Origin of the sequence: Nocardia sp. NBC_00565 (assembly GCF_036345915.1) — a bacterium.
Lineage (GTDB): Bacteria > Actinomycetota > Actinomycetes > Mycobacteriales > Mycobacteriaceae > Nocardia.
In genome coordinates this window covers 8,637,635-8,653,256 of the sequence record NZ_CP107785.1, presented here as the reverse complement: position 1 = coordinate 8,653,256, position 15,622 = coordinate 8,637,635, and the positions used below count along the sequence as shown (strand labels likewise).

Genomic DNA, 15,622 nt, shown 5'->3' with positions numbered 1-15,622 from the left:
CGTACCCCGGCTTATCACGGCCGCTCAGGGGTTTCGAGCAGCTCAGCGAGCCAGGGACCGATCTCGTCCAACGCTTCGGTAGAGGTCATCAACTCGTGCGTCGCCCTGATCGGGCGATCGATGATCTCACCGGAAACGAAAGGCTGCCAGTCGGCGGGTGCGCGATCCGCGCGTGCCTCGGCGTCAACCGTAGCGCTGAAGAACTCGAGCTGCCCCTCGAACACCGGTGGCCGGTGTTCCGACGCCAACTCGACGGTGCGCATTGCCGTGCGATAGATCAGGCGTAGTCGCTCGGGGGTCAGCACGTCCAGACCCTGATCGACGACCATCGCGTGCAGTGCGGCCAGTGCCTCGTCGCCGAGTTCCTGCAGGTTCTCCGCCTCGGGCAGCGCCGCCGCGTCCAGCCCCAGTTCGATGAAGACCTGACGGATCTGGGTCCGGAAATCGGTGACGTCGCCGCCCGGGTAGGCGTCCAGGATCGCCAACAGCTCGACCTGGGCGCCATCGGCCTGCAGCTGAGTCGCTATCGCATGCGCCAGTTTGCCGCCGAGCGACCAGCCGAGCAGCCGGTACGGGCCCTGCGGCCGCACCGCCCGAATCTCGGTGACGTAGCGGCGCACGATATCGGCCACCGAACTCGGCGCGTAGTCGTCCTCGGCGAGCGCGGGCGACTGGATGCCGAGGATCGGCTGGTCGGCGGGGAGCACCCGCGCCAAGCCCGCGTAGGACCACGACAATCCGGCCAGGGGATGCACGCAGAACAGCGGGGCCCTGGTGCCCGCGGCGCGGATCGGCAGGATCACCCCGAGCGCGGCCGCGGAGCTGGATTCGTAGTCGTGGCCGTGTTCGAGCGCCGCGATGATCTGCTTCGAGATGCCGAGCACCGTTGGCTCGATGAAGAACCACGCGACCTTGATTTCCGCGCCGGTCAGCTTGCGCAGTCGGCCGACGACCTGCGCCGCCAGCAGCGAGTTAGCGCCGAGGCCGAAGAAGTCGTCGTCCAGGCCGACCTGGTCGACACCGATGACATCGCCGAACACACCGGCGACGGTCGCCTCGAGCGGGGTCGATGGTGCGCGGAATTCCCGTGCCGCGAAGACCGGGTCGGGCAGTGCGCGGCGGTCGAGCTTGCCGTTGGGGTTCAGCGGCATGAGATCGAGGACGACGATGGCGGCGGGGACCATATAGGACGGCAGGTGCTCGGCCAGGCGGGATCGCAGTTCCTCGGAGTCGACGATGGCACCGGCGGCGGGGACGACATAGCCGACCAGTTGATCGCCGGTTCGCGCGTCCGAGCGGACCAGTGCGACGGCCTGCGCCACCGAGTGGTGCGCGGTGAGGGCGGTTTCGATCTCACCGAGTTCGATGCGCAGACCGCGCAGCTTGACCTGGAAGTCGGTGCGGCCCAGGTACCCGATCGCGCCGTCGGCATTGCGCGCGACCAGGTCACCGGTGCGATACATCCGCTCCGACGTGCCGAACGGATCGGCCACGAAACGATCCGACGTCAGATCGGGGCGACCGGCGTAGCCGCGCGCCAATTGCGCACCGGCCAGGTACAACTCACCCGCCACGCCCGGCGGCACCGGGTGCAGTCGGGAATCCAGCACGTACGCCTGCGCATTCCACACCGGCAGACCGATCGGCACCGCGCCCTCGATCTCGTCGGCCACCGGACGGTGGGTCGCGTGGACGGCGAATTCGGTGGGGCCGTATAGGTTGTACAGCTCGGCCGCGCTGACCTTGCGGATGGCGCGCACCGCCTCGGCGGTGAACGCCTCACCCGCGACCAGGAGTGCGCGCAACGATGACAGTGCGGAGCTGTCGACCGCGCCTGCGAAGACCGTCAGCATCGAGGGCACGAACGAAGTCATGGTGACCCGTTCGGCCGCAATGACTTCGGCCAGATACTGCGGATCACGGTGGCCGTCAGGGCTCGCCACGACGATCCGGCCACCAGTGGACAAGGGGCCGAACAATTCCCACACCGACACATCGAACGTGGCGGGCGTCTTGAACAACACCACGTCATCAGCACCGATGCCGTACTCACCAGTGATCCAACGGATCTGGTTCACCACCGCCGAATGCGGCACCGCCACACCCTTCGGCCGGCCCGTCGAACCCGACGTGAAGATCACATACGCCGGGTTACTCGGCCGCAACGGCGTGATCCGCTCGGCGTCGACAACCGGCTGATCCGAGTAGCTCGACAGGTCCAGCTCATTGATCCTCAAGGTGGGCAGGCCACCATCGAAATCGTCACCGGTGGTGGTCAAAACGCAAACCGGCGCGGCCGACTCGAGCACATAGCCGATCCGCTGCATCGGCTGATCGAGGTCGAGCGGCACATACCCGCCACCGGCCTCATGTACCGCATACGCCGCGACCACGAGATCCACTGAACGGCGCAGGCCGAGGGCGACAAGCTTTTCCGGACCGACACCGGCCTCGATCAACCGCCGCGCCAACCGATGCACGTGAGCACCGAATTCGGCGTAGGTCAGCGTCGCGGAGCGACTCGATGAGGGGTGGTGGTCGGGCGACGGGTGGGCCAGCGAAGTTCCGGTCGCCGGATCGACTATCGCGGTCGCGTCCGGCGTAGCCGCCGCCTGCCTGGCGAACTCGTCCACCAGCGTGCCGACCGCGCCCAGCGCACGGCTGGTGTCGTTCCATTGCCACCGCACCGCGGCCCGTTCGGCGTCGCTGAGCAGGTCGATATCACCCACCGGTACGTCCGGCCGCGCGACGATCCGCTCCAGCAGACCGGCGAACCGGTCCGCGAAGCCCCGCACGGTGGCATCGTCGAAAAGATCCCGGGCGAAGGACAACTCAGCGACCATGCCCGCGCCCCGCGCGGCCTCCTGAATGGTCAGCGACAGATCGAATTTCGCGGTATCGATCTCCAGATCAACTGCGCTGATCCGCAAGCCGGGCAGCTCGAACGTGCTGTCGGGAAGGTTCTGGAACGACAGCATCACCTGGAACAGCGGATGCCGCGCCGTCGAGCGCACCGGATTCAGCAGATCGACCAACCGCTCGAATGGAATGTCGGCGTGCGCGAAGGCCTGCAGATCCGCGTCCTTCGTATGTGCCAGCAGCGCATCGAAACTCAGCTGCCCGGACACCTCGCTGCGCAGGACCAGGGTGTTGACGAACATGCCGATCACATCGTCGAGTTCGGCCTCGCCGCGACCGGCGACCGGGGTGCCGATGGCGATGTCATCGGTGCCCGACAGCCGCGCGAGCAGTACCGCGAGCGCCGTGTGCACCACCATGAACATGGTCGCACCCTTGGCGCGTGCGACCGCTTGCAGCTCTCGGTGCAGCTCGGTGCCGATCGGGAAAACCACCCGTCCGCCGCGGAAGGACTGTGTCGTCGGACGCGGACGATCCGTGGGCAGATTCAGCTCGTCGGGCAGGCCGGCGAGAGTGTCGCGCCAGTAGTTCGCCTGGGCGGTGATCAGGCTGTCCGGATCGGTTTCCGAGCCGAGCACCTCGCGCTGCCACATGCTGAAATCGGCGTATTGCACCGGCAGTGGCGTCCAGGCCGGAGTCGCACCGGCCGAGCGGGACGCGTACGCGATCATCAGGTCGCGCGTCAGCGGGCCCATGGACCAGCCGTCCGCGCTGATGTGATGCGCCACCAAGACGAGGACATGCTCTGTGTCGTTTCGAGTGCCCCGCAAGTCACTAGCGTGCTCGACACGGAAGAGCTCGGCCCGCACCGGAACCTCGGTGGTCACCTCGAATCCGGCCGAGGCCGTCGCGATCACTCGCGCGGGCAATTCATTCGCGCCGACCGGGACCGGAGTCAGATCCGGTACCGCCTGCTCGGCGGGCACGATCAGCTGCACGGGGCCCGCGTCGGTCTGTGGATAGATCGTGCGCAGCACCTCATGCCGCTCGATCAGGTCTGTCACCGCCAGCTCGAGCGCGGCCAGGTCCAGCGCACCGGTCAGGCGCACCGCGGCCGGGATGTTGTGCACCGCCGAGGTCGGATCGAGCTGGTTGAGGAACCACATCCGCTGCTGTGCCATCGACAGCGGAATCCGGTCCGGGCGCGGCCCGGCCGTCAACGCGCGGCGACCGCCGGATCCGGCGTGCTGCTCGATCTTGACCGCGAGTGCGCCCACCGTCGACACCTCGAAGAGGGTGCGCACCGGCACCCGGCCGCCGATCGCGGCGCCGAGCCGGGCCACCACCTGGGTGGCGATCAGCGAGTTGCCGCCCAGGGCGAAGAAGTCGTCGTCGACCCCGACCCGATCGATGCCGAGAACGTCGGCGAATACGCCCGCCACGATCTGCTCGACCGGCGTTGCCGGAGCGCGGAATTCGCGGCCGGCGAAGGTGGGCTCCGGTAGGGCCTTGCGGTCGAGCTTGCCGCTGGTGTTCAGCGGGAACGAGTCGAGCGCCACGATGGCGGCCGGGATCATGTACGCGGGCAGGGTTTCCGCGACGGCGGCCAGCAGTTCGGCCTGATCGATCTCGTATCCCGGAGTCGGCACAGCGTACGCGACCAACTGGTCGCCCAGTGCGGACGGCAGCACTGTGGCGACGGACTGGCTGACCGAAGGTTGGGCCAGTAGCGCGGTTTCGATCTCACCGAGTTCGATCCGTTGGCCTCGGAACTTGACCTGGAAGTCGGTGCGGCCGATGTAGTCGAGGACACCGCCCGATGCCGACTCGCGCCAGACCACCAGGTCGCCGGTGCGGTACATACGCAGGCCGTCGCCGAAGGGGTTGGCCACGAACCGATCCGAGGTCAGATCGGGTCGGCGGACATAACCGCGGGCGAGCTGATCACCGGCCAGGTAGAGCTCACCGGCCACACCGGCGGGCACCGGGCGCAGCCGGGCGTCCAGCACGTACACCTGGGTGTTCCACTGCGGCAGACCGACCGGGACACCGGAACAGGCGTTGCCGCGCGCCGCCCAGTAGGTCACCGAGACCGCGGCCTCGGTCGGGCCGTAGAGGTTGTGCACCTGGGCATCCGATATCGCGCACACCGCGTCGACGGTCTCCGGCGGCAACGCCTCACCGATGACGAAGATGTCCCGCAGCGTCGGGCAGGAGCCCGCCGTGGTGTGCGCGGCGAAGACGGTCAGCATCGACGGTACGAAGTCGGTGACCGTCACGCCCTGGGCGGCAATGGTTTCCGCGACGTAGGTCGGATCGCGGTGGCCGTCGTGGGTGGCGACGACGAGTTTCGCGCCCGTGCGCAGCGGCATGAAGTAGCCCCACAGCGATACGTCGAAGGTGGTCGCGGTCTTCTGCAGGTACACATCGCCCAGGCCGAGCGGATACTCCTGCAGCATCCAGGTGGTCTGGTTGTGGATGGCCGCATGCGAAATCGCCACGCCCTTGGGCCGACCGGTCGAACCCGAGGTGAAGATGACGTAGGCCGGGTTCTCCGGGCGCACCGGCCGCAGCAGTTCGTCGCTGCGCACGGGAGTGTCGTCGAAGTCGTCCAGTGCCAACATATCCAGGTGCAGCACCGCCGTATCACCGGGCACCGCAACCGCATCCGCCGTGGTGGTCAGCACGCACGCGGGTTGTGCGGTATCGAGGATGTGCGCGATTCGCTCCGCCGGATGATCCGGATCCAGCGGTACATACGCGCCACCAGCCGCCACGATCGCGTACATGCCGACGACCAGATCCAGCGAGCGCCGAATTGCCAGCCCCACCAACGCTTCGGAGCCGACCCCCTGCTCGATCAGTCGCCTCGCCAGTCGGTTGACCCGCTGATCGAATTCGCGATAGGTGAGTTCCGCGCCCTCGTAGGCCACCGCGACGGCGTCCGGATGTTCGGCCACCGCACGGCGGTAGGCGTCCAGCAGCAGTTCCGGGGCCACCGGATGATCGGTGTCGTTCCAGTCCAGCAGGATTCGCGTCCGCTCGACCGGCGCAAGCAGATCGAATTCGCCGACCGGAGTGCGCGGCGCGGCGATGATCTCGCCGAGCAGACGAACGAACCGAGCGGCGAAACCGTCGACCGTCGCGTGATCGAAAAGGTCTTTCGCATAGACGAATTGGCCCGCGATACCGGCGGGTACGCCGTGCTCGTCGTAGGCATCGCCGACGATGAGGTTCAGATCGAACTGCGCCACTTGTGTGTCGATGCCGACACCGGCGATGGTGAGGCCGGGCAGCTCCAGGCTGGACTGCTCCTGGTTCTGGAATGACAGTCCGACCTGGAACAGCGGGTGTCGCGCGGTCGAGCGGACGGGGTTCAGTACCTCGACGAGGCGCTCGAACGGTACGTCCGCGTGTGCGAAGGCCTGGATATCGGTCTCACGCTGGCGCGCGGTCAGCTCCGCGAAGGTCGCAGCGGGGGCGACCCTGGTGCGCAACACCAGGGTGTTGACGAACATGCCGATCAGATCGTCCACCGCCGCTTCGCCGCGACCGGACATCGGTGTGCCGATGAGGATGTCCTCGGTGCCGGACAGCCGCGACAGCAGTACCGCCAGCGCGGTGTGCACGACCATGAACAGCGTCGCACCCTCGGCGCGCGCCAATTCGATGAGCGCCCGGTGGGTTTCGACAGCGATGTGCAGCTCGACGGCGCCGCCCGCGAAGGTCTGCGCCGCCGGTCGCGGTCGGTCCGAGGGCAGATCGAGCTGTTCAGGGAGGTCCGCCAGCGCGGAGCGCCAGTAGGCAACCTGCTCGGCCGCCAGCGACTCCGGATCGTCCTCGCGGCCGAGCAGTTCGCGCTGCCAGATGCTGTAGTCCGCGTACTGCACCGTCAGCGGCGACCAGCTCGGGGCCGCGCCCGCCGACCGGGCCGCGTACGCGATCATCAGATCGCGGGTCAGCGGCGCGACCGAGGAACCGTCGCCGGAGATGTGGTGCACCACCATCGCCAGCACGTATTCCTTGTCCGCAGTGTCGTTTCGAGCGACCTGCAAGCGGTCGCCAGCGGTATCGATGTCGAACAGCGCGACCCGAACCGGGACCGCACTGGTGACATCGAAGATCGTGGAAGTCAGCTCCACGACGGCCGATTCGATTTCGCTCGGCTGCACCTCGCGGACCTCGAGCTTCGGCGCGGCCGCATCGGCAGGCAGGATCAGCTGGGCCGGCCCCGCATCGGTCTGCGGGTAGATGGTGCGCAGGATCTCGTGTCGCTCGACCAGATCGGCGACCGCCCGCCGCAGCGCCGCCACGTCGAGCGCACCGGTCAGCCGCACCGCGATCGGGATGTTGTAGGCCGAGGAGTCGGTGTCGAACCGGTTCAGGAACCACATCCGCTGCTGTGCCAGCGACAGCGGAATATGTTCGGGCCGTTCGCTCGCCGTCAAGGCCAGGCGGTCGCCGGTGCCCGCGAGCTGCTGTACCTCGGCCGCGAGTTCGGCCACGGTCGAGGCCTCGAACAGCACCCGCACCGGCACGCGGGTGTCCAGTGCCGCGCCGAGTCGGGCCACCAGTTGCGTTGCCAGCAGCGAATTTCCGCCGAGCGCGAAGAAGTCGTCGTCCAGGCCGAGGTAGCGGTCGTCGTCGGCGTCGGTGCCGATCCGCAGCACCGCCGCGAAGGTGCTCGCGACGATCTGTTCGGTGTGGGTGTTCGGTGCGCGGAATTCCCGTGCTTCGAAGGCCGGTTCGGGCAGCGCGCGGCGATCGAGCTTGCCATTGGGATTCAACGGCATGACATCGAGAACCATCAACGCCGCGGGCACCATGTACGACGGCAGACGCGCACTCAAGTGGGTACGCAACTCGTCGGTATCCACCGTGGCTCCCGCAGCAGGCACCACATAACCGACCAACTGATCACCGGTGCGAGCATCCGAACGCACCAACGCCACAGCCTGACCCACCGAATCATGCGCGGTAAGCGCGGTTTCGACCTCACCGAGCTCGATACGCAGACCACGCAACTTCACCTGGAAGTCAGTACGGCCCAAGTAGACGATCGACCCATCAGCATCGCGCGTGACCAGGTCACCGGTGCGATACATCCGCTCCGACATCCCGAACGGATTCGCCACGAAACGATCCGCACTCAGATCAGCGCGACCGAAATAGCCACGCGCCAACTGCGCACCCGCCAGATACAACTCACCGGCCACACCCGACGGCACCGGATGCAGACGCGAATCCAGCACGTACGCCTGCGCATTCCACACCGGCAAACCGATCGGCACCGCACCCGCGATATCCCGCGCGACCGGGGAATGCGTCGCATGCACAGCGAATTCGGTCGGACCGTACAGGTTGTAGAGTTCCGCCGAGCTCACGCGACGGATCGCAGCCGCCGCATCACCGGTGAACGCCTCACCAGCAACCAGCAACGCCCGCAACGATGCCAACGCGGTGCCGCCCCCGGCCGCCTCCACACTGCCCGCGAACACCGTCAGCATCGACGGCACGAACGAAGTCATGGTGACCCGTTCGGCCGCAATGACTTCGGCCAGATACTGCGGATCACGGTGGCCGTCGGGGCTCGCCACCACGATCCGACCACCCGTGGACAGCGGACCGAACAACTCCCACACCGACACATCGAACGTGGCGGGCGTCTTGAACAACACCACATCATCGGCACCGATGCCGTACTCAGCAGTGATCCAACGGATTTGGTTCACCACCGCCGAATGCGGCACCGCCACACCCTTCGGACGACCCGTCGAACCCGACGTGAAGATCACGTACGCGGCGTTCTCCGGCCGCAGCGGTCCGATCCGCTCCGCGTCGACCACCGGCTCATTCGAGTATCCGGACAGGTCCAGCTCATCGATCGACAGTGTCGGTAGACCACCGCTTCCAAAGTTGTCGTGCGAGGTCGTCAGCACACAGACCGGTGCCGCCGATTCGAGCACATAACTGACGCGCTCGGTCGGCTGGTCCAGGTCGAGCGGGACGTACCCGCCGCCCGCCTCCTGCACCGCATACACCGCGACCACCAGGTCCACCGAACGCCGCAGACCAAGGGCGACAAGCTTTTCCGGACCGACACCGGCCTCGATCAACCGCCGCGCCAACCGATGCACGCGAGAGCCGAACTGGGCGTAAGTCAACGAAGTTTCCGACGCCGGATCCACAATCGCCACCGCACCCGGCGTCGCCCGCACCTGCGCGAGAAAGTCGTCCACCACTGTGAACCCAACGGCGCCGGGCTCGGGACGACGGGCAAGCAGCTCACGCCCGGTGTCGTTCCACCGCAACAGCACCGCGGCCCGCTCGTCATCGCCCAGCAGATCAATGTCTCCCACCGGCGCATCCGGCCGGGCGGCGATCTGCTCCAACAGACCGACGAACCGGTCCGCGAAGCGCCGCACGGTTGTGTCGTCGAAGAGGTCGCGTGCGAAGGAGAATTCGGCGTTCATTCCGCCGCTGCCCGCTGGCTCGTTCAGCGCCAGCGACAGATCGAATTTCGCGGTGTCGATATCGAGTTCGACGCCGTCGACCCGCAGTCCGGGGAGTTCGAACGAGTTGTCCGGCAGGTTCTGGAACGACAACATCACCTGGAACAGCGGATGCCGTGCCGTCGACCGCACCGGGTTCAATCGCTCGACCAGTCGCTCGAACGGAATGTCAGCGTATGCGAATGCCTGCAGGTCGGCGTCTTTCACCACGGAAAGCAGTTCGGTGAAACTCGCACCGCCGCGCACCGGGGTCCGCAGCACCAGCGTATTGACGAACATGCCGATGACATCGTCCAATTCGGCCGCGCCACGGCCCGCGACCGGGGTGCCGACGGCGATGTCGTCGGTGCCGGATAGGCGCGCCAGGAACACCGCGAGCGCGCTGTGCACGACCATGAAGATCGTCGCATTCTGCTCGCGACCGATCTCCTGCAGCCGACGATGCACCCCAGGGTCGACGGTGCAGCCGACAGTGCCACCCGCGAACGACTGCGTCATCGGACGCGGCCGGTCGGCGGGCAAGTTCAGCTCATCCGGAAGACCAGCCAACGCTGTGCGCCAGAATTTGGTTTGTGCCGTGATCAGGCTGTCCGGATCGTCCTCGGAGCCGAGCACTTCCCGTTGCCAGAGACTGAAATCCGCGTACTGCACCGGCAGCGGCTGCCACGCGGGCAGCACACCGGCCGCGCGCGCGACGTAGGCCAGCATCAGGTCGCGGGTCATCGGTCCCATCGACCAGCCGTCCGCGCTGATGTGGTGTGCGACGAAGACCAGCACGTATTCGTCGGCGGGTCCGCCGGGTTCGGCCACCTGGAACAGCGCACCGCGCAGCGGCACCTGATCGGTGACATCGAATCCGGCCGCGACGATCTCGACGACCTTCGCGCGCAACGCATCCGCCGTGACCGGCTGCGGCGTCAGATCCGGAACCGCCTGTGCCGCGGGCACGATCACCTGATGCGCGACGCCGTCCCGGTCGGCCGGGTACACAGTGCGCAGGGTTTCGTGTCGCTCCACCAGATCGGCGACCGCCTGCTGCAGCGCGGCGATATCCAGCGCGCCGGTCAGCCGCACCGCGACCGGCAGATTGTTCACCGCGGATTCGGTATCGAACTGGTTCAGGAACCACATCCGCTGCTGCGCCAGCGACAACGGAATCCGTTCCGGCCGCGGACCGGCCACGAGCGGGACCTCGCGACGCTGACCCGCACTCGGCGCGACCGCGGCGGCCAGACCGGCCACGGTGGGCGCCTCGAAGACGGCGCGCACCGGAACCCGGCTACCGATGGCGGTGCCGAGCCGGGCAACCACCCGGGTGGCGACCAGCGAGTTGCCGCCGAGATCGAAGAAGTCATCGTCGGCGCCCACGCGTTCGATGCCGAGCACCTCGACGAACACCTCCGCGACGATGCGTTCCAGCGGCGTCGACGGTTCGCGATAGGGACGCCCGATGAACTCCGGCGCGGGCAGCGCCTTGCGATCGAGTTTGCCGCTTGCGTTGAGCGGCAAGGCATCCAGTCGCACGATCGCCGACGGCACCATATACGACGGCAGCGCCGCCCGAGCATCGTCGAGCAAGACATCTTCATCGATCTGCGCACCCGGCGCGGCCACCACATAGGCGACCAGCCGGTCCCCGGTGCTCCCATTGACCAGTGCCACCGCTGCGCGCTGCACCGCGTCCACCCCGAGCAGCACCGTCTCGATCTCGCCGAGTTCGACGCGCTGGCCGCGCAGCTTGACCTGGAAGTCGCTGCGGCCCAAGTACTCGAGCGCATAATCGCCCCGACCGGGCACCCAGCGCACCACGTCACCGGTCCGGTACAGCCGCTGACCGTCGACGTGCGCGACGAACCGTTCGGCGGTCAGCGCGGGCGCGTTCACATAGCCACGCGCCAACTGCACACCGGCGACATACAACTCGCCGACCGCACCGATCGGCACCGGCCGCAACTGCCGGTCGAGCACATGCACCCGGGTATTGGCGACCGTGGTGCCGATCGGAATCGCCACGCGCCCACGGGGTTCGGCCGGATAGGCGGTGACGACGGTGGCCTCGGCGGGCCCGTACCAGTTGTGCAGGTCCGCGTTCGGCAGGAAGGTGGTGAACCGGGCCGCGGTATCCGCCGACAATGCCTCGCCGGCGGCGAACACCCGCCGCAACGACGGGTACGCCGCCGCCGCGGGCATGCCATCGAGGAACGCGTCGAGCATCGATGGCACGAAGTGCACTGTGCTGACCCTGTATTCGTCGATCACCCGGGCGAGGTAGGCGGGATCGCGATGCCCGTCCGGCTCGGCGACGACCACCGCCGCACCGGTCTGCAAGGTCCAGATCAGTTCCCACGTCGAGATATCGAAGGTGATCGGCGTCTTGTGCAGCACCACATCGCCGGGACCGTGCGGATAGGTCCGCTGCGCCCAACGGAATTGGTTGGCCATCTGCCGGTGCGTGATCGCCACGCCCTTGGGCCGGCCGGTCGAACCGGAGGTGTAGATGACGTAGGCGGTGTTGTCCGGATGTGGTGCGGCGACGGTGCCGGTGCCGGACAGCAGATCCTCGAATATCAACGCCGCGGCGGAGTTCGGCCCGTCCACATAGACCAATGGCGTGTCGGTCGCGGTCTCGAAGCCGGTGCCGGTCGTGGTCAGCACACCCACCGGAGCCGCGCTGGCCAGCACGTATTCGTTGCGCTCGGCCGGATGATCGGGATCGATGGGCACATACGCGCCACCCGCGCGCAGCACACCGTAGATCGCGACGACCATCTCGATGCCACGCCGCATCGCCACCGCCACCGCCGATTCCACGCCGACGCCGCGATGGATCAGGTCCCGCGCGAGCTGCCGGGAGCGGGTGTCGAGTTCGGCGTAGCTCACAATGGTGTCGCCGAAGATCAACGCAGGCGCCTCCGGTGTGCGGGCGACCTGCGCGTCGAAAAGCGTCAGCAGCGTCGAATCATCCAGCAGCTCCGGCACTTCGGTCGCATTGACGGCGTCGAGCACGGCCCGATCGACCTCGGTCAGCGCGTCCACCTCGGCGATCTTGGCCAGCGGATCGGCGATGAAGCGGCCGATCAGCGTCGAGAAGCGCTGTGCGAGTGCCTGTGCCGCCGTCTCGTCGAACAGATCACGCAGGTACTTGAGGGTGACGTGCATGCGGATATCGGGCACGACCACCACGGTCACCGGGTAGTGCGTACCGTTCACCGCGACCGCGCCGGTAATGCTCATACCGTCGAGCGCACTGGCCGCAGCGGTCAGCGCCTTCTCGTCGACCGGGAAGGATTCGAAGACCACCAGCGTATCGAACAGCCCGTCGACGCCGACGATTTCCTGGATCTCGCTCAAGCCGACGTAGTGATGGTCGAGCAGCGCCGCCTGCTCGGACTGCAGCTGACGCAGCAGCCCGGCGAGGGTGTCGTTCGCGTCCAGCCGCACCCGGACCGGAATCGCGTTGAGGAACAACCCGACCATGGTCTCGATGCCATCCAGCTGCGGCGGGCGTCCGGAGACCGTGGCGCCGAAGACGACATCGTCGCGATCCACGCTGCGGCCGATCAGCAGCCCCCAGGCGGCCTGGATGACGGTATTGACGGTGACCCCGGCATCAGCGGCCAACCGGGTCAGCGCCTTGGTGTCATCCTCGGTGAGTTCGAACCCGATTTCGCCTACGCCAGCCGAGATTTCGCGTGCCGGATCGACGCCGGCCAGCGGCGTCGGCTCGGTGATGCCGGCCAGCACCTCGCGCCAGGCATCCCGTGCGGCACTGTGGTCCTGCGTGCCGAGCCACGCCAGGTAGTCACGGTAGGAACGGGCCGGTGGCAGCTGGGTCGCATCGCCGCCGAGGACGTAGAGCGTCAGCAGATCCTGGGTCAGCAGCGGCATCGACCAGCCATCGATGAGGATGTGATGGCTGGTGACGAGCAGGTGGTAGGCGTCGGCCACCGATCGGATCAGCGCGAATCGCAGCAGCGGCGCGGCGCGCATATCGAAGTGGTCGGCCAGATCCGCGGCCATGACCCGCTGCAGCTCGGCAGCGGCCTCGGTCTGCCCGAGGTGGGTGAGATCGATAGCGCGCCAAGGCACTTCGACCTCATCGAGCACGACCTGCACCGGATTGCCGTCGGCGTCCACGGCGAAGGCCACCCGCAGGTTCACATGCCGACCCACCACGGCGACGGCGGCCGCGTGCAGGCGTTGCGGGTCGACATCGCCACCGAGATCGACCATGAACTGGGTCATGTACGCGTCGACCGACGATTCCGCCAGCTGCGCGTGGAACAGCATGCCCGATTGCAGCGGGGTCAGCGGCCAGACCTCGGCCAACTTCGGGTATTCCGTGGCCAGCCGGTCGGTGTCGGCCTGCGACAACTCGACCAGCGGACCGGTCGGGAGCTCGCCGGGCGGCGCCGGGGCAGCCACCGTCGCCAGCGATGCGAGCGCGGCGACCGTGCGCATTTCGAAAACGTCTCGGGGCGTGAAGATCACACCGCGCGCCCTGGCGCGCGACACCACCTGAATGGAGGTGATGCTGTCGCCGCCGAGCGCGAAGAAATCGTCGTCGAGACCGATCCGATCGATCCCGAGCACCTCGCCGAGCACCTCGGCGATGACCTGCTCGACCTCGGTCTCCGGCACGCGGTACTGCTTGGTCTCCAGCACCGGTGCGGGTAGTGCGCTTCGATCGAGCTTGCCGACCGGGGTCAGCGGAATCGTGTCGAGCACCGTGATGACGGTCGGCACCATATGCGCGGGCAGCGAGCGTTCGGCGAACGCGGTCAGCGCCTCGGTGTCCACCTCCGCATCGCCCGCGGCGTGCACGTAGGACGCGAGAATCGTCGCGCCGGTATCGAGTTCGTGCCCGATGGTGACGGCGAAGTCCACGCTGTCGTGCGCGCCGAGCACCGCGTCGACCTCGCCGAGTTCGATACGGAAGCCGCGGATCTTCACCTGAAAGTCGTTGCGGCCCATATATTCGATCTCGCCCGCAGTGGTCCAGCGCGCCAGATCGCCGGTGGCGTAGAGCCGAGAACCGCTGGGGTCGAACGGATTCGCCACGAAGCGAGATGCGGTGAGTGCGGGGCGGTCGTGATAGCCGCGCGCCACCTGCGCACCCGAAATGTACAGCTCGCCGATCACACCGCTCGGGACCCGGTTCAGCCGATCGTCGAGCACGTACTCGGTGATGGCCCGGATCGGGCCGCCGATCGTCACCGTCTCCCCGGGTGTCATCGGCGAACTGATATTGGTCATGATCGTGGTCTCGGTCGGCCCGTAGCCGTTGCAGAACTCGCGCGTACGACCGTCCGCGATCGGTAATACCCAGCGCCGCACCAGATCCGGCGGGCAGGCCTCGCCACCGGCGACGACCACCCGGAAATCGTCGAGCCCGGTCGGATCGACGGAGGCGAGTGCGGCCGGGGTGATGAAGGCGTGCGTCACCCGTTCCCGGCGCAGCAGCGCAGCCAGTTCATCGCCACCGAAGATATTCGGGGCCACCACCACCATGGTGGCCGCGCCACCGAGCGCGAGCAGCAGCTCGAGCACCGACGCGTCGAACGACGGTGAGGCGAAATGCAGTGTGCGCGAATGGTTCGTGACGCGGTAGCGCTCACGCTGTTCATCGCAGAAGCCGGCCAGCCCGGCCTGCGTGACGACAACACCCTTCGGCTTGCCGGTGGAGCCGGAGGTGTAGATGACGTAGGCCGGATTCTCGGCCCGCACCGCGCGGACCCGGTCCATGTAGGTGATCGGCTCGCCCGAGTACTCCTCCAGGCGCAGCGCGAGTTCGAGCGCATCGATGACCAGCCACTCGACCTGATCCGGTAGATCGGTGGCCACCTCGGCAACGGCGAGGCCGAGCACCGCGCCCGAATCGGTCACCATATGCGCGACCCGCTCGGCCGGGTAGTTGGGGTCGACCGGCACGAATCCGGCACCGGTCTTGGCCACCGCCCAGACCGCGACGACCGAGTCCAGCGATCGCGGAATGCCGACAGCCACAAGATCTTCCGGACCGACACCGCGTTCGATGAGCAGCCGGGCCAGCCGCGTGGACCGGTCGTCGAGCTCGGCGTAGGTGAGCTGCCCGATGCTCGCGGTGGCGTCGGCGAAGACGACGGCGATTCCGTCCGGATTCGCCTCGACGGCGGTGCCCATCAGCTGCGGCAGGGAAGTGACCCGCGGCTGTCTGGTCCGGACCGGGCGGGTACGAGCGGGGCGCGTCACGCGCACATCCCCGCTTCGGC

General features: G+C 67.5%; 1 protein-coding gene. It reads right to left on the bottom strand.

Features of this window, described 5'->3' with window-relative positions; genetic code table 11:
* Window positions 1-14: 14 nt before the first annotated feature.
* Window positions 15-15,602 carry a non-ribosomal peptide synthetase gene (locus OG874_RS39770; protein WP_330252185.1) on the bottom strand — a complete coding sequence of 5,196 codons (15,588 nt, stop codon included), beginning with the start codon at window positions 15,600-15,602 and terminating at the stop codon, window positions 15-17.
* Window positions 15,603-15,622 lie beyond the last annotated feature (20 nt).